The organism is Streptomyces sp. NPDC107546, from assembly GCF_055639175.1.
On the sequence record NZ_JBVKBA010000001.1, the window covers coordinates 148729 to 170520 of the forward strand.

The following is a 21792-nucleotide window of genomic DNA, read 5'->3' on the forward strand; positions in this document are numbered from 1 at the left end:
CTGTAGACGATGATCGGGTGGCGAACGTTCCCTTCAGGGCGTCGCGAGCGAGATCTCCGTCGACTTGATCAGTGCGACGACCGAGGAGCCGGGCAGGAGACCGAGGTCCTCCGCGGCGTCCTTGGTGATCACGGCCGTGAGCGCCCCGCCCACGATCGTCACCTTCACCGACGCCATGGCCCCGCCCGTGGTGATGCGGTCGACGGTACCGGGCAGTTGGGTCCGGATGGAAACGCCCTCCACAGCCTCGGTGGCGAGCGCCACCTCCGTCGACTTGACCAGGGCGTACACCGAGGCGCCCGGAGCGAGGTTCAGCTCGTCCACGGCCTCCACGGTGACCGCCGCCGTGATGTCCTGCCCCCCGTTCAGCCTGACCTTGACGGCCGCCATGACCTCACCCGGTGTGACGGACGTGACGGTGCCGGGAATCTGGTTGCGGATGCTCAGGTTCATGGGGGCCCTAGCGGAATGTGGAGAATGGCTGATTCTGTCCTGGCCGGTCCACGGTAGCGGGATGCGCGGGCCGCTTCCGGGCGGCGCGTCAGGCCGGATATGTCCCGGTCCGCGTCTCAGGTCGAACACGCACGATCCACGCATCAGCCCGGATAGGCGTGCGTCTGTGCCGCCTTGACCGTGGCCCACACCGCGGCGCCCGGATGCAGGCCGAGTTCGGCGGCGGCGACGGTGGTCAGGTCCGCGGCCAGGGGCAGCTCACCGGTGAGGTCGGCGCGGATCTGGTCGCCGTGCGTCTGGAGCCCCGCCACCCGGCAGCGCCACAGGTTGCGCGCGCTGGAGCCGTCGGGCCGGTCCCGGTACAGGGTCACCGCGCTCGGCCGGAACGCCACGAAGACGGGTCCGGACAGGTCTTCCGTAGTGGTGATCGAGCAACCGGCGTCGAGCCGTACGGCGTGCCCCTGCGCCGTCCCCCGGTACAGGTTGAGCCCGACGAGCTGGGCGATGTAGTCGGTGCGCGGACGGCGGGCGACGTCGGAGGGGGTGCCCTCCTGGACGATCCGGCCGTGCTCCACGACCACCAGCCGGTCGGCCAGGACCATCGCGTCCAGCGGATCGTGGGTGACCAGCACGGCCACCGCCTCGAAGTCGTCCAGATGGCGGCGGAGTCCGCCCCGCACCTCCAGCCGGGTGCGGGCGTCGAGCGCGGCGAGCGGTTCGTCGAGCAGCAGCAACCGGGGCCGGGTCGCCAGCGCCCGGGCCAGCGCGACGCGTTGCGCCTGGCCGCCGGAGAGCCGGCGCGGCTTGGCGCCCGCGTGCTCGGCGAGCCCCATGCGCTCCAGCCACCCTGCGGCGACCGCCCGCGCCTCGGCCTTGGACGCGCCCTGGCAGCGCGGGCCGAAGGCCACGTTGTCCAGCGCCGACAGGTGGGGGAAGAGCAGATAGTCCTGGAAGACGACGCCGACGGGGCGCGCCTCGGGGGGAGTGCGCTCCAGCGCGGCTCCGTCGAGCCGCAGATGACCGCCGGAGAGCGGGACCAGTCCGGCCAGTGCGCGCAGGGCGGTGGTCTTCCCGGCGCCGTTGGGCCCGAGCAGTGCCACCACCTCCCCGGGCGCGGCGGCCAGCGCCACGTCGAGCCGGAAGGAACCGCGCTCGACGACGATCCGCGCGTCGAGGCCGTCGCCGCGCACGCCGGTGGCGGTGCTGACGGTGCTGCGCGGGGTGGTCCGGTCGGCGTGGGTCATGACGCCGTCATCCAGCGGTCCCGCAGCCCCGCCAGGACCGCGATCGACACCGCGAGGAGGACCAGGCTCAGCGCGATCGCCGCCGCCGGGTCGTTCTGCAGGGCCAGGTAGACGGCCAGCGGCATGGTCTGCGTGCGGCCCGGGAAGTTGCCCGCGAAGGTGATCGTCGCCCCGAACTCGCCGAGTGCCCGCGCCCACGCCAGCACCGCGCCGGCCGCGACGCCGGGCGCTATGAGCGGCAGCGTCACCCGGCGGAACGCGGTGAAGCGGGACGCGCCGAGTGTCGTCGCGGCCTCCTCGTAGCGCGGATCGGCGGCCCGGAGCGTGCCCTCGACGCTGATCACCAGGAACGGCATCGCCACGAACGCCTCGGCGACCACCACACCGGCCGTCGTGAACGGCAGCGTGATCCCGAACCACGAGTCCAGCCACCGCCCCACCACGCCGTTGCGCCCGAGCGCCAGCAGCAGGGCCACACCGCCCACCACCGGCGGCAGCACCAGCGGCAGGGTCACCAGGGCCCGCACGAATCCCCGGCCCGGGAAGTCCGTACGGGCCAGCAGCCAGGCCAGCGGCACCCCGAGGACCAGACTCACGGCGGTCGCCGCGGTGGCGCTCACCAGGGACAGTCGCAGCGCCTGCCACACCTCCGCGCTGGTCAGCTGGTCCGGCAGGGTGTGCCAGGGAGCCCGCACGAGCAGCGCCACCAGCGGCAGCAGCAGGAACGCCAGGCCCGCGAGCGCGGGCAGCAGCAGTGGCAGCGGAACACCGGGCCGGCGGGCACGTCCGCGCCGCGGCCCGCCCACCAGGGTGTCGGCCGCGGCGTCGGACGCGTCGATCCGGGTCACGGCTGCAGGAACCCGGCCTCGGTCAGCACCTTGCGGCCCTCGGCGGAGGTCACCAGCGCGATGAACGCCCTCGCCGCCTCGGCGTTGGGCGCGTCCTTCAGCAGGGCGATCGGATAGTCGTTGACGGCCTTGGCCGACTCGGGGAACTCCACGCCCTGCACCTTGTCACCCGCCGCCTTCACATCGGTCCGGTAGACGACCGCGGCGTCGGCCTCCTTCAGCTCCACCTTGTTCAGGGCGCTCTTGACGTCCTGCTCGTACGACACCGGCGTCAGCTTCAGACCGCTCGCGGCCAGTGCCTTCTGCGCGGCGGCCCCGCACGGCACGGTCCTGTCGCACAGGACGACCTTCAGGCCGGACCTGGTGAGGTCCTTCAGGGACGAGACCTTGTCCGGGTTGCCCGGGAGGGTGGCGATCTCCAGTTGGTTGCGCACGAAGATCACCGGGGCGGTGGCCGTGTCCTTCTTGTCCGTCACGATCGCCATGGTCTTGGGGCTGGCCGCGGCGAAGACGTCCGCCGGGGCACCCCCGGTGATGCTCGCGGCGAGGGTGTCGCTGCCGCCGAAGCTGAAGGACACCTTCGTGCCGGGGTGCTCCTTCTCGAACTCCTTGCCCAGGGTCGTGAAGCTCTCCTTGAGGGAGGCGGCGGCGAAGACGGTGACCGTGCCGGACGGCTTCGGTGACGCGGACGCGGCGGACGTCCCCGTCCTGGGGGAGCCCGACGAGGAGGAGCAGGCGCTCAGGGCCAGCAGCGCGGCGGCCCCCGCGCCGGCCACCTGCACCATCCGGCGGGGCCGGCGCGCGGAACGGGTCATCACGGGTCCACTCCCTCTGCTCGTCCAGGAGGGAGCAGGGCACCCCTCCGATACGCCGATCATACTGGCGCAGATGCGACCCGAAAGTGCTCTGTCACATCGCACAAGCCGGTCTGCTGGGGAATCGGGTTGGCGTGTGCGTTCGTCCGGAGGTGCCGGCGCGGGACCGTCTCAGGCGGTGTCGATATGGACGTTCGTCGACTTCACCCGGGCGGTGGCCTCCATGCCGACCTCCAGACCCAGTTCCTCCACCGCCTCCCGGGTCAGCAGGGAGACCAGACGGTGCGGGCCCGCCTGGATCTCCACCTGGGCCGCCACGTCACCGAGCTTCACGGCGGTGACGATCCCCGGGAAGGCGTTGCGGACCGAGGTGTACGAAGGGGCGTCCTCCTCGCCGGCGCCGCCGCGCGCCAGCTCCACCGAGAACGCGGCCAGGTCCCTGCCGTCGATGACCCGCCGCCCGGTCTCGTCGCGCCGGGTCGCCACCCGCCCCGCGTCCGCCCACCGCCGCGCGGTGTCCGGGCTCACGCCGAGCAGCCGGGCGGCCTGGCCGATTGTGTAGGACTGCATGCGCGCCACGATAGGCGCCCGCGCCACCCCCTCCGCAACGCGTCCCTCGGCGCCTCCGGCGCGCCGGATCTGCGGAAACGGACATGATCGCGGGTGTCCGCATGGCAGGATCCCAACCCATGGACGTGTCCTGGACGGTGCGGAGCCTGCGCGCGGCGGTGTTCGCCGTCGTGTGCGTGCTGCTCGCCGTCGGCGGACACACGCTGGCCACCGGCGCGGTGCCGCCGGTGTGGGCGGACGCGGCGGGGTTCCTGCCCGTGTTCGCCGCCGGTGCGGCGCTCGCCGGGCGGGAGCGCTCGCTGCCCGGCATCGCCCTCGCGATGCTCCTCGTCCAGGGCGGGTTCCATCTCGCCTTCGACGCGGCCGGGCCGGCACAGATGCCGATGCGCATGCCGGGCATGGCGCACGGCATGCCCGGCATGTCCATGGCCGCCCCGCCGCACGCCATGACCTCGCACGCCGTCGCCGCCCACCTGGCCGCCGCCCTGCTGGCCTCCTGGTGTCTGCGGCGCGGTGAGGCCGCCCTGTGGTCGCTGCTGCGCAAGGCCGCCGCCTTCGTCCCGCGCCTCGCCGTCCGGTGGCGTACGGCACCGCTGCCCGCGTACGTCCCGCCGCCGCGCCCCTACGCCCGCCGACACCGGCTCCCCGGACAGACGCTGCTCCGCCACGCCCTCCATCGGCGCGGCCCGCCCCCGGCAACCCCGTACACCGTCTGAACCCCCAACGCCCAGTACCAGTACGGAGCTTGCCCACCCATGTCCCCGATGCGTACCACCCTGCGCCGCGCCATCACCGTCACCGCACTCGCCGCCGCCGGTGTCCTCACCGCGGCCGGCGCGGCCTTCGCCCATGTCACCGTCCACCCCGAGAGCTACGCCAAGGGCGCCACCGACGGTGTGCTGACCTTCCGGGTGCCCAACGAGGAGGACACCGCCGCGACCACCAAGGTGCAGGTCTTCCTGCCCACCGACCACCCGATCCTGGGGGTGCTGGTCAGCCCGCAGGACGGCTGGACGGCGCAGGTGACCACCACCAAGCTCAAGACCCCGGTCAAGACGGACGACGGCACCATCACCGACGCCGTCTCCCAGATCACCTGGACCGGCGGCCGCATCCGGCACGGCCAGTACCAGGACTTCAACGTCGCCTTCGGTCAACTTCCGCAGGACACCGACCAGTTGACGTTCAAGACGCTGCAGACCTACTCCGACGGAAACGTCGTCCGCTGGATCGAGGAGGCCCAGAAGGGGCAGGACGAGCCGGAGAACCCGGCGCCGGTGCTCCAGCTGACCGCCAAGGGCACGGCGAAGGGCGGCGGTTCCACCGCGGCACCCGCGGGTGCCGCGGAGAAGCCGAGTGCCACCACGACCAAGGCCGCGGCCACCAGTGACTCCACCGCCCGCGGGCTCGGCATCGCCGGTCTGGTCGTCGGTGTCCTGGGCCTTGCCGCCGCGGGCTTCGCGATCGCCCGCGGCCGCAGCGGCGGGTCCTCAGGCACCTCTCACACGCCCTCGTCCGAGTGACCGGATCCCGTCCCGCCGGCGTCACCTGCCGTCGGCGGGACGGGGAGCCCAGCGCTCCTCGACCTTCGCCAGCCGCCAGTACGTGAGGGCCGCCGCCCACACCGCCACGAACACCCCGACGATGACGAAGCCCACGTTGTCGAGATCCAGCCCGGCGATCCAGCCCGTCACCGCGTCCCGCAGGTCCAGCTTGTCGTGCAGCACTCCGACCAGCTCGATCGTGCCGATCAGGAAGGCCACCGCGATCGACAGCCCGGTGATGGTGAGGTTGTAGAACACCTTGCGCACCGGGTTGGAGAAGGCCCACTGGTAGGCGAAGTTCATGAACGTGCCGTCGAGGGTGTCGAAGAGGCTCATCCCGGCCGCGAACAGCAGCGGCAGGCACAGGATCGCGTACCAGGGCAGCCCGGCCGCCGCCCCGCTGCCCGCCATCACCATCAGCGTGACCTCGGTCGCGGTGTCGAAGCCCAGGCCGAACAGGAAGCCGAGCGGGAACATCTGCCCGGGGCGGCTGACGGACCTGGTGAGGCGGCCGAGGATCCGGTTCATGAACCCCCTGGAATTCAGGTGGGCTTCCAGCTCCCGCTCGTCGTACGTCCCCGCCCGCATCGCCCGGAACACCCGCAGGATGCCCATCAGCGCCACCAGGTTGAGGGCCGCGATGAGATAGAGGAACGAGCCGGAGATCGTCGTGCCCAGCACGCCGAGCACCTGGTGCGTACGGGAGTTCTCGTTCATCAGCCGCCCGGCGAGCTGGGTGCCCCCGGCGATCAGCGCGGCGAGCACCACCACCACGCTGGAGTGCCCGAGCGCGAACCAGAACCCGACCGACACCGGGCGCTTGCCGTCCGCCATCAGCTTGCGGGTGGTGTTGTCGATGGCCGCGATGTGGTCGGCGTCGAAGGCGTGCCGCATGCCCAGTGTGTACGCGGTGACGCCGAGCCCGATTCCGAACGCCTTGGAGCCCATCTCGTAGTGCTCGGGCACCACCAGCAGGAACAGTACGCCGAACGCGGCCACGTGCAGGGCGGCGATCACCGCCAGCAGCCCGGCGGTCCGCAGGGTGTCCTCGCGCCGCCAACGGAAGGAGGCGGCCTCGGGCAGGGCAGGGTCGGGCAGGGTCATACGGTCACGCTCCAGCACCTCGTGGATCACTTCGTGAGATGCCGTGGCCGGTCTCCTGGCTGACGGATCAACGCGCCCGCCCCTGCCTTCCCGGTCGACGTGCGACCAGTGGCGCCGCCCGCTGGAGGCGGGCGGCACGGGACGGGAACTCCCCGATCACAGTGGCGAGGGCCGCTCCGGCCTGAGTCCCTGGGGACTTTCACCGGTCTTCCCGAACACCACGGCCCGGCCACCTTAGGGCCGGGGCGGCGACGCCTGCAAGACTGCACAGTTGCGCAGGTATCCCCAGGTATCGAAGATCACACAGGGGCGCCTGGGAGAATGCGCGCATGCATCTCGTCCCCGCCGACCGCGCCGGCAGGCGCACCATCGACGGCCACCGGGTCTGCGAGGCCATCGAGGCCATCGGCGCCCCCGAGGCCGTACGCACCTGGGCCGACCGCTTCTCGCTGCTGGCCGACCCCGGTCGGCTCGCCCTGCTGCTGGCCCTGCACCGGGCCGGGCCGCTCGCCGTCTCCGACCTGGCGGTGGCGACGGGCATGAACGACCCGGCCGTCTCGCAGGCGCTGCGGCTGCTGCGGACGGCCGAGGTGGTGGCGGGTGAGAAGGAGGGGCGGATCGTCCGCTACCGCGTGATCGACCCCTTGGTGAACGAACTGCTCAGGCAAGTGACCTGATCAGGCATCACTTCTTATGCGAGGCCGGGACCTTCTGCGCTGCCAGGTGGATGTCCTGACTCGACAGCGTCATCGGCGACGCCGTGAAGGCCCGCAGCCGGATGCGGGTTCCCTTCTTGGGTATGGCGAAGCCCTTGCCCGGTGCCTGGATCCGGTACGTCGCCGAGGCGTGGGCGCCGACGGACGACGGGCCCTGGAGCACCTTCCAATAGCGGCTCATGCCCTGGCCGGTGGTCACCGCGAAGTGGGGCTCGACGGCGGAGTCGCCGGTGTTGTTCACCCGGACGGTGAGCGTCTTGACGGTCTGAGGGGTGGTCCGGGTCGAGCCGACGGCCTGCATCCGCAACGGCGGCTTACCGGTCGCCGCCACCGCCGCGGCCGCCAGGGCCGGCGCCACCAGGGCCCCGGCCAACACCGCGCGGGCCGTCCGCCGACCGTGCAGCAGCCGGGGCTGCCAGGCGGTGGCGAACGCGGAGGGCGGCACGGTGACCGCGGCCGCCAGCCACAGCGGCGTCATCATCAGGTAGTAGCCGTCCTGCGAACGGGTCGCCAGGAAGAACGCGCACCAGGGAAGCACGGTCGCCGCCGGACCCAACCGGCGCACGAACAGTACGAACAGAGCCAGCAGACCCGCCGCCAGCAGCATGCTGGCGTGCGAGTACCACGACAGGCGGTCGCTGCCGTCGGTGTAGTACAGGGAGATGCCGACCAGGCCCTGGCCGTGGATGATCGCGCCCTGGGTGAGCGGCAGCGCGATGCCCTCGATCCACGTGCGCGGCTCGGTCACGATGAAGTAGGCGTTGATCAGCAGCCACGTTCCGGCGGCGATGCCCACGATCCGCCCCACGGCGCGGGCCGCCTCGCGCGCCCCCAGTTCGCCGCGACGCAACGCGTAGACACCGGCGAGCAGGAACGGCGTCAGGAACCACGGCAGTTGCTGGCTGGCGCAGGCCGCGCCCAGGCAGGCCGCCCGCGCCCAGTCGGCCGGGCCGCCCGTGCCCATCCGCGTCCAGCGCACCACCACCGGGATCAGGAACGCCAGCGCGACGATCGCCGGGTAGCCGAGCCGGGCGTACATCGGGATCATGCCGAAGCCCAGGCAGACCATGGTGGCCGCCGAGCGCCACGGCGTCGGCAGCATCTTCCACATGACGATCGTGCCGAGCGCGATCGCGGTGGTGGGGACCAGGACCTCGGGCAGCGCGCCGTGGCCCATCCACAGCAGCGGCGCGGTGAGGATCGCGGTCAGCGGCGGATAGCCGTAGGTGAAGTCGTAGCCGCCGTCCACCGTCTGGGTGTAGGCGACGGTGCTGTGGTGCCCGAACAGCCAGGGCCAGGCCTGCCCGTACACCGGGTCGCCGTGCAGTAGTTCGCGGGCGGCCTGGATGGTGAGGATCGACTCGTCGCTGTAGTCGTGCAGCGCGCCGGCCGCGCAGTAGACGAGCGTGATCGCCGTCACCAGGACCACGAGATCCAGGCGCGCCAGCGAGCGGCTGCGCCGCACCACCAGCGTCAGGACGCCCGTCACCAGGATCGACGCGTAGCAGACGGAGATCACCGCGGCGATCGGCGGCTGATGGCTGGCAGCGCTGTTCCACACGTTGCGCGTGCCGATCAACAGGCTGATGTTCGCGAGCAACGTGAGAATGCGGTGCCACTGTGCGGGAGCCCCGTCCGGCTCCGCCTCCCCCCGTGCCACCAGCGGGAGCACCCAGCGGGCGCTTGTCGACGGCTTCACTTCTGCCACATGCACGGAAGGACGCTAGGAGGAGATCATGAACGTCGAGCGCCCGGAGGTGAAGAGCCCGGTAGCAGCGAGGTGAAGAGAGCTCGTACGGGGGGTTGCGCCGACGGTTGCCCGCTGCCTGCCGGCCACCGTCGAGGCCCTGTGCGCCGCCTCAGTAGATGTCATCGAGACACTGGGCGCCGCCTCAGTAGACGTCCCGCACATACCGCTTCTCCGCCGCGAGCTGCTTCACATACGCGGCCGCCTCCGCCTCGCTCAGGCCGCCGTGCAGGACGGCGATGTCCCGCAGCGCCTGGTCCACGTCCCTGGCCATGCGGGAGGCGTCCCCGCAGACGTAGAAGCGGGCGCCCTCCCGCAGCCAGTGCCACAGCTCGGGGCCGTGCTCGCGCATCCGGTCCTGGACGTAGACCTTGGCGCGCTGGTCGCGGGAGAAGGCGGTGTCGAGGCGCGTCAGCACGCCGTCCTCCCGCAGCTTCGTCAGCTCCTCCTCGTAGTAGAAGTCGGTGGCGCGGTGCTGCTCGCCGAAGAACAGCCAGTTCGGTGCGGTGTGCCCGAGTGCACGGCGTTCCTGGAGGAAACCGATGAAAGGGGCGACCCCGGTGCCCGGCCCGACCATCACCATCGGGGTCGAGCCGTCTGCCGGCGGCCGGAAGTTGGGCGAGCGCTGCACGAAGACCGGCACCGGCGCATCGGGCTCCGCGTCGGCGAGGAAGCCGCCGCACACCCCGGCGCGGGGCCGCCCGCGCAGGCTCTCGTAGCGCACCACGGACACGGTCAGCGACACCCGGTGGGGGTCGACGAGCGGGCTGGAGGAGATCGAGTACAGCCGCGGCTGCAAACGCTTGAGCACTCCGGCCCATTCCTCGGCCGTGGCCCGCACCGCGTACTCGGCCGCCACGTCGACGGCCTGCCGGCCCCAGCACCAGCGCGCCAGGCCGTCCTTGTTGTCGGGGCGCAGCAGCTGCCGCAGCTCCCGGTCGTCGCGGGCGCGTTCGGCGACGAAGCGCAGCAGGTCCGGGGTGATGCGGGTGATGTCGAGATGCCTGAGCAGGGCTTCGGCGAAGGGCACCTCTCCCGCTCCCGCGACCTCGACGTCGGCGGCTCGGTCGATGCCCGTCACCTCCAGCCATTCCTCCACGACCACGGGGGAGTTGACCGGGCGTACACCGAGCGCGTCCCCCGTCTCGTACGTGAGGCCGGTCCCGCTGGTGTCGAAGGTGAACCGGCGCACTTCCTTGCCCGCTCCGGGCAGGCTGAGCAGCCGGTTGCCGACGAGGCGGGCGGTCGCCGGGGCGGGTTTGCCCGGCTTCGGCTGCGCGGAGGCGGTCGCCGGGACGCCGCCGAGCGCCGTGAGGACCGACTCGAGCCAGGCGTCCGCTGACGGCTCGTAGTCGGGTTCGCAGTCGGTGCGCGGCGCGAGGCGCACCCCGCCCAGCTCCTGCAGGCGCGCGTCGAGACGGCGCCCGTGTCCGCAGAAGTCGTCGTACGACGAGTCGCCGAAGGCCAGCACGGCGAAGCGGACACCGTCCAGGCGCGGAGCCTCGTGACCGGAGAGGGCGTCCCAGAAGCCGGAGCCGTTGTCGGGCGCCTCGCCGTCGCCGAACGTACTCGTGATCAGCAACAGATCGGCACCACGGGGGAGTCGGCCGACATCGGCCTCGTCCATGCCGACCAGGGTCGCCCGGTGTCCGGTCGCGGTGAGCCGCTGGGCGGTTGCCGTGGCGAACTCCTCCGCGTTCCCGGTCTGCGAGGCCCACAGCACCACGACCTCACGGCCGGCCGGCTCCCGCTCCTCGGGGGCGCTGCCGGCCCGGGAGTACATGCCGGCGAGGACGCCGTTGACCCACAGGGCGTGCTCCGGGCTGAAGGGCGCGTCCGGCGGCAGCACGGGCACCCCGGGGGCGCCGGAACCGAGGCCCGCGAGGAAGCCGGTGAGGTACTGGCGCTCCTGGGAGCTCAGGACCGGCGGAGGGGCGGGGGTGAGGCCGAAGGGGTCGGCGGCGGTCGGGGCGGCGGGCACCGGGACCCGTGTGACCGCCGGGACGGGGGCCGCCGGAGGGCTCGCCGGCTCGGCCACCTTCGCCAGTGCCACCGCGCACACCTTGAACTCCGGCTGGAAGGAGACCGGGTCGAGCGCGTCACTTGTCACCGCGTTGACACTCAGATACTCGCCGAACAGGTCGTTCCAGTGGAAGGGGGCGAAACAGCCCCCGGGCCGCACCCGGTCCGTCACCACCGCCGGCAACACGGCCCGCCCGCGCCGCGAGGCCACCTCCACCCGGTCGCCGTCCGCGATCCCGAGCGCGGCCGCGTCCTCGGGGTGCACCTCCACGAAGGGCCCCGGGTTGAGCTTGTTGAGCTTCTCGACCTTCCCCGTCTTCGTCAGCGTGTGCCACTGGTGCTGCACCCGCCCGGTGTTCAGCAGGAACGGGAAGTCGTCGTCCGGCAGTTCGGCGGGCGGCAGGTGGGGCCGCGCGTGGAACACCGCCCGGCCGCTCGGAGTGGGAAACGTCAGTCCGCCGTCGACGTACCGGATCGGATTGCGCGCCGGCCCGTCCTCCCGGGCGGCCGGCCACTGCACGGGGCCGGTCCGCAGCCGGTCGTAGGTCACCCCGCGCAGGTCCCAGCCCGTCTTCGGGTTCCAGGCGCGCTTGATCTCCTCGAAGACCTCCTCGGCGCTGCCGTAGGAGAAGCCCTCCGCGTACCCCATCTCCCGCGCGACCGCCGCGATCAGCCGCCAGTCGGCCATCGCCTCGCCGGGCGGGTCCAGCGCGGGCCGGGCGAGGGTCAGCCCGCGCTCGCTGTTGACAAGTACGCCCTCTGCCTCGGCCCACAGCGCGCCGGGCAGGACCACGTCGGCGTAGGCGTTGGTCTCGGTCTCGGTGAAGACGTCCTGGGCGACGACGAACTCGGCGGCCTCCAGGCCTTCGATGACCGTCTTGCGGTTGGCCACGGACGCCACGGGGTTGGTGCACATGATCCAGCAGGCCTTGATCTCGCCGTCCGCCATCTTCTGGAACATCTCGACGGTCCCGCGCCCCACCCCGTCCGCACGCAACGCGCCCGGCTGGAGCCCCCACAGCTCCTCGACGAACGCCCGCTCCTCCTCCACGAGCACCGACCGCTGGCCCGGCAGCCCCGGCCCCATGTAGCCCATCTCGCGCCCGCCCATGGCGTTGGGCTGCCCGGTCAGGGAGAACGGACCGCTGCCCGGACGGCAGATGGCGCCGGTCGCCAGGTGCAGGTTGACGAGCGCGTTGGTGTTCCAGGTGCCGTGCGTGGACTGGTTGAGCCCCATGGTCCAGCAGCTCGTCCACTCCTTCGCCTCGCCGATGAGCCGGGCCGCCCGACGGAGGTCCTCCTCGGCCAGACCGGTGATCTCGGCGACCGCCGCGGGCGTGTAGTCGGCGAGGAAGGCGGGCATCGCCTCCCAGCCCTCGGTGTGGCGGGCGATGAAGTCCTCGTCCGTGTGCCCGTTCTCGTGCAACAGGTACAGCAGCCCGTTCAGCAGGGCGAGATCGGTGCCGGGCCGGATCTGCAGGAAGAGGTCCGCCTTCGCGGCGGTCGCGGTGCGCCGGGGGTCGACGACGATCAGCTTGGCGCCCGCCTTGACCCGGTCCATCAGACGCAGGAACAGGATCGGATGGCAGTCGGCCATGTTCGAGCCGATGACCAGGAAGACATCCGCCTCGTCCAGGTCGTCGTAGGAGCCCGGCGGTCCGTCGGCGCCCAGCGACAGCTTGTAGCCGGCGCCCGCGCTCGCCATGCACAGCCGGGAGTTCGACTCGATCTGGTTGGTCCGCACGAAGCCCTTGGCCAGCTTGTTGGCGAGGTACTGGGCCTCCAGGCTCAGCTGGCCCGACACATAGAAGGCGACGGCGTCCGGGCCGTGCTCGTCGACGATCTCCCGCAGTCGGCGGGCGGTCTCGCGCACGGCCGCGTCCACGGGAGCGGGCACCGGCTCCGCCCCCCGGTCGTCGCGCACGAGCGCCGTGGTCAGCCGCCCGGGCGCGGCCAGCATGTCCGCGGTGGTGGCGCCCTTGGTGCACAGCCGGCCGCGGTTGGCCGGGTGCTCCTTGTCGCCGGACGCCTTGACGACACGACGGCGGCCATCTGGACCGCTCGCGACGTCGAGCACGATCCCGCAGCCGACGCCGCAGTACGAGCAGACGGTCCGTATCTGCTGCGTTCCGGGGCTCGTGGTCATGCCGACGACCGTACGAATTGCCCGTTACGCGGATGTCACGCGCCGCGATCTTGAGCCGTTACGCGCGCTGCACACCGGGCACGGGGCCGGTGTGAGGCAACGCCGGCGTGGTACTGGAGGGGCGCCGTCCGGCCGAAGTGACCGAAGGAGTGTCGCGGTCCGTGTCGCTGTTGGGCCGAACGGGTGACCATGCGCAAGAATTGCCCGGTGCAGACGATGAGTGCGAGCCGACACGGGGAGGGCCGGTGAACAGCCACGATGTCACCGACGAACAGTGGGAGGGGCTCGCTCAGGTCGTTCCGCTGCGGGGCCGGGACGCCTGGCCGTCAGCGGTCGACCACCGCGCGCTGCCCGAGGCGGAGACCGAGGCGCGCCGCCGCTTCGTCGTCCTGCGGGTCAATGTGTTCGCCGACGCCCGCGACGTCGCCGAGACCCTGATGGCGGGCGTACCGGTCCTGCTCGACCTCACCGGCGCGGAGACGGACGTCGCCAAGCGGGTCCTGGACTTCAGCACCGGCGTCGTCTTCGGCCTGTCCAGCGGGATGCACCGGGTGGACCGCAACGTGTTCCTGCTGACGCCGCGGGGCACGGAAGTGCGGGGACTGATGGAGGAGGCAGGGGTTCCGGGGGTCTGAGCCGGGGCGCGAGTCGCCGACGGGCCCGGCCGGTCGCTCGATCGTAGGAAGCCCGCGGGGCCGGAACGGTTCGCCGGTCCGCAGGAGACCTACGGTCCCGGATATGACCCTGTCGCCTGCGCCACCCGCGCCCGCCGTCCCTGAGCAAGCCGCTGCCGCCGGCCCGCGTCCGGACCGGCCGTGCGTCACCGAACTGCGGCTGTCCGCCTTCGCCGGGCATCGGCGGGCCACCTTTTCACTGGGCCCGTTGACGCTGTTCACCGGGCCGAGCGGTTCGGGCAAGTCACGCGCGTTGCAGGCGTACGGGGCGCTCGCGCGGCTCGGCGGCGGTGCGGAGCTGGCCGAGGTGTTCACGGACCCGGTGGCCTGTGTCCCCGAGCGGGCGCGGCCCGACGCCCAGTGGCGGCGCGGCTTCCGGATCGGCTGCACGGCCGACGGCCCTCAAGGTCCCGTCCGGCTCGACGTCGCCGTGCAGGTCGAGCCCGAACTGCGCATCGTCGGCGAGAGGTTGACGTCCGGCGGTCTCGTCCTGCTGGAGACCGCACTGCGCGACCCGAGCCGCCCGGTGGTGCAGGCGGCCTGGCACACCGCCGGCGCCTCCCCGGTCACCCGGGGGCCGCTCCCCGACGACCGTCTCGGTACCGCCCTGCTGCCGCTGCGCGTCGCGGGGAAGACCGACGGCCAGCGCCGGGTGCTCGCCGCCGCCGAGCAGATGGTGGTCGCTCTGCGCTCGGTCTTCGCCTGCGACCCGAGCCCCCGCCGGATGCGCGCACCCGTCCCGCTGGGCGCGGGCCGGCTGCTGCCGGACTGCTCCAACCTCGCGGACGTCCTGTGGCGCACGCGCGCGGAGTGCGGCCGGCGGCACGCGCTGCTGACGGCGGCGGTCGCTGCCGGGTGCACGGGAGAAGTCGTCGACCTGCTGGCGGAGCCGCTGGGCGACGGCACGGTCCGCGCGCTGCTCGACAGGGGCGACGGACAGCGCACCCCGCTGAAGCTGCTGGGCGACGGCGAACTGCGGTACGTGGCCCTGGCCCTCGTCCTGCTCACCGGCCCGGGCGTCCTGGAGGTCGACCCGGTGGGAGAGGTCCCGGCGGCGCTGCAGACGCTCACGGTCCTGGCGGACGGCTTCGACCGCCGCATGGACCGGCTCCAGGCACGCGAACTGCTCCGGCTGGCGGCAAGGATGTGTGAGCGGGGCCACATCCGGCTGGTGGGCGCGGTGAGCGAGACGTCCCTGACGGCGGGGGTGGACGGGGTGACGGTGGTAGACCTGAGCGCGTGACAGAGGAACCCGGGCAGCGCAAGGACCTGACCGTGGCGCGGCTGCAGCGCCGGCTGGCCGACTTCGCGGCCGCCCGTGCCTGGCAGCGGTACCACACCCCCAAGAACCTGGTGGCCGCGCTCAGCGTGGAGGCGTCCGAACTCGTCGAGGTCTTCCAGTGGTTGACGCCGGAGGAGTCCGGGCGCGTCATGGAGGACCCGGACACGGCCCACCGGGTCACGGACGAGGTCGCGGACGTCCTGGCGTACCTGCTCCAGCTCTGCGAGGTACTGGGCATCGACGCGCTGGCGGCGCTGGACGCGAAGATCGACCGCAACGAGGAGAGGTTTCCGGCGCCCGGGAAGGAGTGATCACGGAAGCTCGGGCCGTCACGCTCCGAAGTCATTGAGTTGTCCACATCCCCCGGGTTGTCCACAGATTTCGTACCAGCTCTGGCTTTTCGGCCCGACTGCACTCACTCTGGGTAGTGGAGACCGGAGTTCGGGCAGACGTGCGAAAGCGCGCGTCGGACAGAGCGGGGGCAGGGCATGGATGCGGTGCGGCTCATCGTGGTGAGCAGGCGCGCCCTGGCGGGGAGCGAGGACGGGCCGAGGATCATGGCGGAGGCGTGGCAGGCGTACGCCCTGGCACAGGCGATCGGCAGCCGCCTGGCAGTCTCCGGCCCACCCGAACTGCGCGGCGAGGCACTGGGGTTGACGGAGCTGGCGGGCAGGGGCTGCGGCGTGCTGGACACGCCGCCCGTCGACGTGGCCGACCTGCGCGCGGCCCAGCTCACCGAGCTGGGCGACGCCCGCAAGGCGCTCCTTGACCTCGGCTCCCTCCTCATGGAACTGGGCATGGCCCTCGTCGCGGTGGCGAGCGCGGCGGACGACGAGAGCACGTACTGGCAGTGCATGGAGGCGATAGACGCGGCGGACGAGTCGAGGGACCGGGTCAAGGAGATGCTGCGCAGACTGGCGGCGAGAGACGGCGAGACACGGGAGCGGGACCGGGCGGCGGGCTGAGTGACGGCACCGTTCGACCCGGCCCGTGCAGGAGTGCGGCGGCTCAGCCTCGGTCGTCGTCGCCGGTCTTCGGCCCGCGCAGCTCCGCCCCAGTTCCGTCAGGTCCGCGGTGAGCGCCGCCATCAGCCTGTCCATCCGCTCCAGCAGCCCCTCGGACTGCCCGGAGGCAGCCTCGTGCGGCACTCCGCCGGGGGACACGGCTTCCTGGGACATGTGCTGGGACATGAGACCTCCTCGGCCCTGACGCCCCCGGACGCGGCCGCCGACGACGGGTGCCGGGCGGTCCGGCTCCGCACCAGCAACGATCACCACCGGACACGGTCACCGATCATCCGTACATCGGCCCGTCGGATGGACGGATTTTCACCCGCCCGGGGCCGGAGGGAAGCGGCGGGAGGGTTCGGGCACCCGGTGATCGACCGTGCAGGATGGAGGCATGGATCTTCGCATCTTCACCGAGCCCCAGCAGGGCGCCACCTACGACACGCTCCTCGCCGTCGCCAAGGCCACCGAGGACCTCGGCTTCGATGCCTTCTTCCGCTCCGACCACTATCTGAAGATGGGCAACGTGGACGGCCTCCCCGGCCCCACCGACGCCTGGATCACCCTGGCGGGCCTCGCCCGTGAGACCAAGCGCATCCGCCTCGGCACGCTGATGACCGCCGCCACCTTCCGGCTCCCCGGCGTGCTCGCCATCCAGGTCGCCCAGGTCGACCAGATGTCCGGCGGACGCGTCGAACTGGGCCTGGGCGCGGGTTGGTTCGAAGAGGAGCACAGGGCGTACGGCATCCCGTTCCCGGCGGAGAAGTTCGCCCGCCTCGAGGAGCAGCTGGAGATCGTCACCGGGCTGTGGGCGACCAAGACCGGCGAGACCTTCGACTTCCACGGGAGGTACTACGACCTGACCGACTCGCCCGCCCTGCCCAAGCCCGCCCAGGACAGCATCCCGGTGCTCATCGGCGGCCACGGCGCCACCCGCACCCCACGGCTCGCCGCCCGGTACGCCGACGAGTTCAATATCCCGTTCGGGTCGATCGAGGACAGCGAGCGTCAGTTCGGCCGGGTCCGGGCCGCCGCGGAGGAGGCCGGACGGGGCCCGAACGCCCTGACGTACTCGACGGCACTCGTGGTCTGCGTCGGCAAGGACGACCAGGAGGTCGCGCGCCGTGCCGCCGCGATCGGCCGCGAGGTCGACGAGCTGAAGGCCAACGGCCTGGCCGGCACCCCGGCCGAGGTCGTCGACAAGATCGGCCGGTATGCGGAGATCGGCGCCCAGCGTGTCTACCTCCAGATCCTCGACCTGGACGATCTGGACCACCTGGAGCTGATCTCCTCCCGGGTCCAGTCCCAGCTGAGGTAGCCCGGACGGCCCTCGAAGACGTGTGCGCCCCGCCCCTCGGGGTGGGGCGCCCGGTTCGAAATCCGGTGGTCCCCGGTGTCCCGCGACCGGGAGACTCAGGGCATGTTCCTGACCATCAGCACCACCGGCACGCCCGAACGCCCCGCGACCGACCTCGGCTTCCTGCTGCACAAGCACCCCGACACCGCGCAGGCGTTCTCCACCTCCTACGGCACGGCGCACGTCCTCTACCCTGAGGCGGACGCTGAGCGGTGCACGGCCGCGCTGCTGCTGGAGGTCGATGCGGTGGCGCTGGTGCGCAGGGGCAAGGGCAAGGGCCGCGGTGGCGCGCCCGACGCGGCGCTCGCGCAGTACGTCAACGACCGCCCCTACGCGGCGTCCTCCCTGCTCGCCGTGGCGCTGAGCAATGTGTTCTCCACCGCGATGAGGGGCGTGTGCAAGGCCCTGCCGGGGCGCGCCGAGCAGCCGCTGCCGTTGCGCATCGAGATACCCGCGCTGCCGGCCCGCGGCGGACCGGCTCTCGTAGAGCGGCTGTTCGAGCCCTTGGGGTGGGCGGTCGCCGCCGAACCGGTCGCGCTGGACGCCGAGTTCCCGGAGTGGGGCGACTCCCGCTATGTGCGTCTCGTTCTCGAGTCCGACGCCCTGAGGCTGGCGCAGGCCCTGCGCCACCTGTACGTGCTGCTGCCCGTCCTCGACGACGCCAAGCACTACTGGGTCTCCTCCGAGGAGGTCGACAAGCTGCTGCGGGCGGGTGAGGGCTGGCTGCCCGACCACCCGGAGCAGAAGCTGATCACCAGCCGCTACCTGGCGCGCCGCTGGTCTCTGACCCGGCAGGCAATGGAGCGGCTGGAGCTGGTGCGGCTCGCGGAGGCGGACGACAGCGAGGTGGAGGAGATCGACAACGCGGTCCTGGAGGCCGATGGCGCGGTCGAGGAGGCCGACGACGTGGTCGAGGGGGAGACCGGGACGCAGGAGAAGCCGGTTCCGCTCGCCGTGCAGCGCAGGGAGGCCGTCGTCGCGGCGCTGGAGGAGTCCGCCGCCGCCCGGGTCCTGGACCTCGGCTGTGGGCAGGGCCAGTTGGTGCAGGCACTGCTGAAGGACGCGCGGTTCACGGAGATCGTCGGTGTCGACGTCTCGATGCGAGCGCTCACCATTGCCTCCCGGCGGCTGAAACTGGACCGCATGGGGGAGCGGCAGGCGTCCCGCGTCAAGCTCTTGCAGAGCTCGCTCGCGTACACCGACCGCCGGCTCAAGGGCTACGACGCCGCCGTGCTGAGCGAGGTGATCGAGCACGTCGACCTGCCCCGGCTGTCCGCCCTGGAGTACGCGGTGTTCGGCGCGGCCCGCCCGCGCACGGTCCTCGTGACGACACCGAACGTCGAGTACAACGTGCGCTGGGAGAGCCTGCCGGCCGGCCACGTACGGCACGGCGACCACCGCTTCGAGTGGACGCGGGAGGAGTTCCGCGCCTGGGCGGTCCGGGTCGCCGAGCGGCACGGATACACCGTCGGGTTCCGGCCCGTGGGCCCCGACGACCCCGAGGTGGGGCCGCCCACGCAGATGGCCGTGTTCACCCTGACCACCACGGCGACCACGACCACCGCGAAGGAGGGGAAGGCGGCATGACCGTGACCGAGACCAAGGGGCGCACCCTGCCCGTCACCGACCTCTCCCTCGTGGTGCTGATCGGCGCCTCCGGATCGGGCAAGTCGACCTTCGCCCGCAGGCACTTCAAGCCGACCGAGGTCGTCTCCTCGGACTTCTGCCGCGGCCTGGTGTCCGACGACGAGAACGACCAGAGCGCCACGCGGGACGCCTTCGACGTCCTGCACTACATCGCCGGCAAGCGCCTCGCTGCCGGTCGCCGCACCGTCGTGGACGCGACGAGCGTGCAGCAGGACGCGCGCCGTCAGCTGATCGACCTGGCCAAGCAGTACGACGTCCTGCCCATCGCGATCGTGCTGGACGTACCGGAGGAGGTGTGCGCCGAGCGCAACGCGGTCCGCAGCGACCGGGCGGACATGCCCCGCCGGGTCATCCAGCGCCACACCCGCGAACTGCGCCGTTCGCTCAGGCACCTGGAGCGTGAGGGCTTCCGCAAGGTGCACGTCCTGCGGGGCGTGGAGGAGGTCGAGAACGCGACCGTCGTCACCGAGAAGCGCTTCAACGACCTGACCCACCTCACGGGTCCCTTCGACATCATCGGCGACGTCCACGGCTGCTCCGCGGAACTGGAGGCGTTGCTCGGCAGGCTGGGCTACGTCGACGGCGTGCACCCCGAGGGCCGTACGGCGGTCTTCGTCGGCGACCTGGTGGACCGCGGCCCGGACAGCCCGGGCGTGCTGCGCCGGGTGATGTCGATGGTGGAGTCGGGCGACGCGCTGTGCGTGCCGGGCAACCACGAGAACAAGTACGGCCGGTACCTCAAGGGTCGGGGCGTTCAGCACACCCACGGACTCGCCGAGACCATCGCGCAGATGGAGGACGAGAGCGAGGAGTTCAAGCAGCAGGTACGGGAGTTCATCGACGGACTGGTCAGCCACTACGTCCTCGACGGGGGCAGGCTGGTCGTCTGCCACGCCGGCCTGCCCGAGAAGTACCACGGCCGCACCTCCGGCCGGGTCCGCTCGCACGCGCTGTACGGCGACACCACGGGCGAGACGGACGAGTTCGGGCTGCCGGTGCGCTACCCGTGGGCGGAGGACTACCGGGGCCGGGCGGCGGTCGTCTACGGTCACACCCCGGTTCCGCAGGCCACCTGGCTCAACAACACGATCTGCCTGGACACCGGTGCCGTCTTCGGCGGGAGGCTGACCGCGCTGCGCTGGCCGGAGCGGGAGCTGGTCGACGTACCGGCGGAGCGGGTCTGGTACGAGCCGGCCCGGCCGCTGGCCACCGAGGCGCCCGGCGGCCACGAGGGCCGTCCGCTGGACCTGGCGGACGTCCACGGCCGCAGGGTGGTGGAGACCCGGCACGCGGGCCGGGTCTCGGTCCGTGAGGAGAACGCGGCGGCGGCCCTGGAGGTCATGAGCCGCTTCGCGGTGGACCCCCGGCTGCTGCCGTACCTGCCGCCGACCATGGCGCCCACGGCCACCTCGCGTGTCGAGGGCTACCTGGAACACCCGGAGGAGGCTTTCGCGCAGTACCGGGAGGACGGTGTCGCGCGGGTCGTGTGCGAGGAGAAGCACATGGGTTCGCGGGCGGTGGCTCTGGTGTGCCGGGACGCGGAGGCGGCCCGGAAGCGCTTCGGAGTCGACGGCCCGACGGGTTCGCTCTGTACGCGCACGGGCCGCCCGTTCTTCGACGACGAGTCGGTGACGGAGGAGATCCTCGGCCGGCTGCGCACGGCGATCGGCGGCGCGGGCCTGTGGGAGGAGCTCGAGACGGACTGGCTGCTGCTGGACGCGGAGCTGATGCCGTGGTCGCTCAAGGCGTCGGGGCTGCTGCGCGGTCAGTACGCGGCGGTGGGCGCCGCGTCCGGTGCCGCGTTCCCGGGCGCGCTGGCCGCGCTGGAGGGCGCGGCGGCCCGGGGCGTCGACGTCGCCGACCTGCTGGCCCGACAGCGGGAACGTGCTGCCGATGCGGCAGCCTTCACGGCGGCCTACCGTCGCTACTGCTGGTCGACGGACGGTCTTGAGGGCGTCCGGCTGGCCCCGTTCCAGCTGCTGGCGGTGCAGGGCAGCAGCCTCGCGGCCGTGCCGCACGACGAGCAGCTGGCGCTGATCGACCGCATGGTCGAGCACGAGGGAACCGACCTGCTGCAGACCACCCGCCGTCTGTACGTCGACACCGGCGACCCGGAGTCGGTGCGGGCCGGGGTCGACTGGTGGCTGGAACTGACCGGCCGGGGCGGCGAGGGCATGGTCGTCAAGCCGGTTCAGGCGCTGGTCCGCAGCACGGCCGGCCGCCTGGTGCAGCCGGGCATCAAGTGCCGTGGCCGCGAGTACCTCAGGATCATCTACGGGCCGGAGTACACGCGCTCGGACAACCTCGCCCGGCTCCGCCAGAGGTTCCTGAACCACAAGCGCTCCCTGGCGATCCGCGAGTACGCCCTGGGCCTCGAGGCCCTGGACCGCCTGGCGGAGGGCGAACCGCTGTGGCGGGTGCACGAGGCGGTGTTCGCGGTGCTGGCCCTGGAGTCGGAACCGGTGGATCCCCGCCTGTGACTCGACCGCGCCGCCGTGGGGGCCGGGGCACCGTCCCGGCCCCGTCGCGCGAAGTGTGCGTTCCGGCCGACGGCACCTGAAGCGTGGTCGCCGTACTCGTGCGCAGGCAGTCGGCGCCGGTCGGCGGCCGCCGCCA

The 21792-nt window shown here is 72.2% G+C and carries 18 protein-coding genes and 1 riboswitch; of the genes, 10 read left to right on the forward strand and 8 right to left on the reverse strand.

Going from position 1 to position 21792, the window contains the following annotated elements; genetic code table 11:
• Window positions 1-33: 33 nt before the first annotated feature.
• The 5 genes from ACZ7L1_RS00650 to ACZ7L1_RS00670 form a co-directional block, all read right to left on the reverse strand.
• The gene (locus ACZ7L1_RS00650; RefSeq protein ID WP_471433006.1) at window positions 34-453 is read right to left on the reverse strand and encodes a TOBE domain-containing protein; all 420 of its coding nucleotides are present in this window, start codon (window positions 451-453) and stop codon (window positions 34-36) included.
• 143 nt (window positions 454-596) lie between these two features.
• Window positions 597-1697 (reverse strand): ABC transporter ATP-binding protein, encoded by a 1101-nt coding sequence (locus tag ACZ7L1_RS00655; RefSeq protein ID WP_471433007.1) that lies wholly within the window; start codon window positions 1695-1697, stop codon window positions 597-599.
• On the reverse strand, window positions 1694-2545 hold the full coding sequence (modB, locus tag ACZ7L1_RS00660; protein ID WP_471433008.1) for a molybdate ABC transporter permease subunit: 852 nt from the start codon (window positions 2543-2545) through the stop codon (window positions 1694-1696). Before modB ends, ACZ7L1_RS00655 begins: the two co-directional genes overlap by 4 nt.
• Window positions 2542-3360 (reverse strand): molybdate ABC transporter substrate-binding protein, encoded by an 819-nt coding sequence (modA, locus tag ACZ7L1_RS00665; protein WP_471433515.1) that lies wholly within the window; start codon window positions 3358-3360, stop codon window positions 2542-2544. The genes modB and modA overlap by 4 nt, the downstream gene beginning before the upstream one ends.
• A 171-nt stretch (window positions 3361-3531) precedes the next feature.
• On the reverse strand, window positions 3532-3930 hold the full coding sequence (locus tag ACZ7L1_RS00670) for a TOBE domain-containing protein (RefSeq protein WP_471433009.1): 399 nt from the start codon (window positions 3928-3930) through the stop codon (window positions 3532-3534).
• 101 nt (window positions 3931-4031) lie between these two features.
• On the opposite strand from ACZ7L1_RS00670, the gene ACZ7L1_RS00675 reads away from it, so the two are divergent.
• Entirely contained in the window at window positions 4032-4646 is a 615-nt protein-coding gene (locus ACZ7L1_RS00675; RefSeq protein ID WP_471433010.1) for a hypothetical protein, read from the forward strand.
• Between the two features lie 39 nt (window positions 4647-4685).
• Entirely contained in the window at window positions 4686-5453 is a 768-nt protein-coding gene (locus ACZ7L1_RS00680; protein ID WP_471433011.1) for a YcnI family copper-binding membrane protein, read from the forward strand.
• Window positions 5454-5474: 21 nt separating this feature from the next.
• Here the strand turns inward: ACZ7L1_RS00680 and nicT are convergent, their stop codons facing one another.
• Entirely contained in the window at window positions 5475-6578 is a 1104-nt protein-coding gene (gene nicT / locus ACZ7L1_RS00685; protein WP_471433012.1) for a Nickel transporter NicT, read from the reverse strand.
• 28 nt (window positions 6579-6606) lie between these two features.
• Window positions 6607-6816, reverse strand: a riboswitch (cobalamin riboswitch).
• A 91-nt stretch (window positions 6817-6907) separates the two neighbouring features.
• Here nicT and ACZ7L1_RS00690 point away from each other — a divergent pair.
• Window positions 6908-7255, forward strand: a complete 348-nt coding sequence (locus tag ACZ7L1_RS00690; protein ID WP_471433013.1) for an ArsR/SmtB family transcription factor — start codon at window positions 6908-6910, stop codon at window positions 7253-7255.
• Window positions 7256-7262: 7 nt separating this feature from the next.
• Here the strand turns inward: ACZ7L1_RS00690 and ACZ7L1_RS00695 are convergent, their stop codons facing one another.
• Window positions 7263-9008 (reverse strand): hypothetical protein, encoded by a 1746-nt coding sequence (locus ACZ7L1_RS00695; RefSeq protein WP_471433014.1) that lies wholly within the window; start codon window positions 9006-9008, stop codon window positions 7263-7265.
• A 178-nt stretch (window positions 9009-9186) separates the two neighbouring features.
• Window positions 9187-13209 carry a molybdopterin-dependent oxidoreductase gene (locus ACZ7L1_RS00700; protein WP_471433015.1) on the reverse strand — a complete coding sequence of 1341 codons (4023 nt, stop codon included), beginning with the start codon at window positions 13207-13209 and terminating at the stop codon, window positions 9187-9189.
• Between the two features lie 245 nt (window positions 13210-13454).
• On the opposite strand from ACZ7L1_RS00700, the gene ACZ7L1_RS00705 reads away from it, so the two are divergent.
• The 7 genes from ACZ7L1_RS00705 (at window position 13455) to ACZ7L1_RS00735 (ending at window position 21656) form a co-directional block, all read left to right on the forward strand.
• Window positions 13455-13844: a cell division protein SepF gene (locus ACZ7L1_RS00705; RefSeq protein ID WP_388561852.1), complete on the forward strand. Its 390-nt coding sequence runs from the start codon at window positions 13455-13457 to the stop codon at window positions 13842-13844.
• 103 nt (window positions 13845-13947) lie between these two features.
• Window positions 13948-15126 (forward strand): AAA family ATPase, encoded by a 1179-nt coding sequence (locus tag ACZ7L1_RS00710; protein WP_471433016.1) that lies wholly within the window; start codon window positions 13948-13950, stop codon window positions 15124-15126.
• Window positions 15123-15476: a nucleotide pyrophosphohydrolase gene (locus ACZ7L1_RS00715; RefSeq protein ID WP_471433017.1), complete on the forward strand. Its 354-nt coding sequence runs from the start codon at window positions 15123-15125 to the stop codon at window positions 15474-15476. Before ACZ7L1_RS00710 ends, ACZ7L1_RS00715 begins: the two co-directional genes overlap by 4 nt.
• 177 nt (window positions 15477-15653) lie before the next feature.
• Window positions 15654-16130 carry a DUF6099 family protein gene (locus ACZ7L1_RS00720; RefSeq protein WP_471433018.1) on the forward strand — a complete coding sequence of 159 codons (477 nt, stop codon included), beginning with the start codon at window positions 15654-15656 and terminating at the stop codon, window positions 16128-16130.
• Between the two features lie 436 nt (window positions 16131-16566).
• Window positions 16567-17490, forward strand: a complete 924-nt coding sequence (locus ACZ7L1_RS00725; protein WP_471433019.1) for an LLM class F420-dependent oxidoreductase — start codon at window positions 16567-16569, stop codon at window positions 17488-17490.
• Window positions 17491-17592: 102 nt separating this feature from the next.
• Window positions 17593-19116 carry a 3' terminal RNA ribose 2'-O-methyltransferase Hen1 gene (locus ACZ7L1_RS00730; protein WP_471433020.1) on the forward strand — a complete coding sequence of 508 codons (1524 nt, stop codon included), beginning with the start codon at window positions 17593-17595 and terminating at the stop codon, window positions 19114-19116.
• Window positions 19113-21656 carry a polynucleotide kinase-phosphatase gene (locus ACZ7L1_RS00735; protein WP_471433021.1) on the forward strand — a complete coding sequence of 848 codons (2544 nt, stop codon included), beginning with the start codon at window positions 19113-19115 and terminating at the stop codon, window positions 21654-21656. The genes ACZ7L1_RS00730 and ACZ7L1_RS00735 overlap by 4 nt, the downstream gene beginning before the upstream one ends.
• Window positions 21657-21792: the final 136 nt, after the last annotated feature.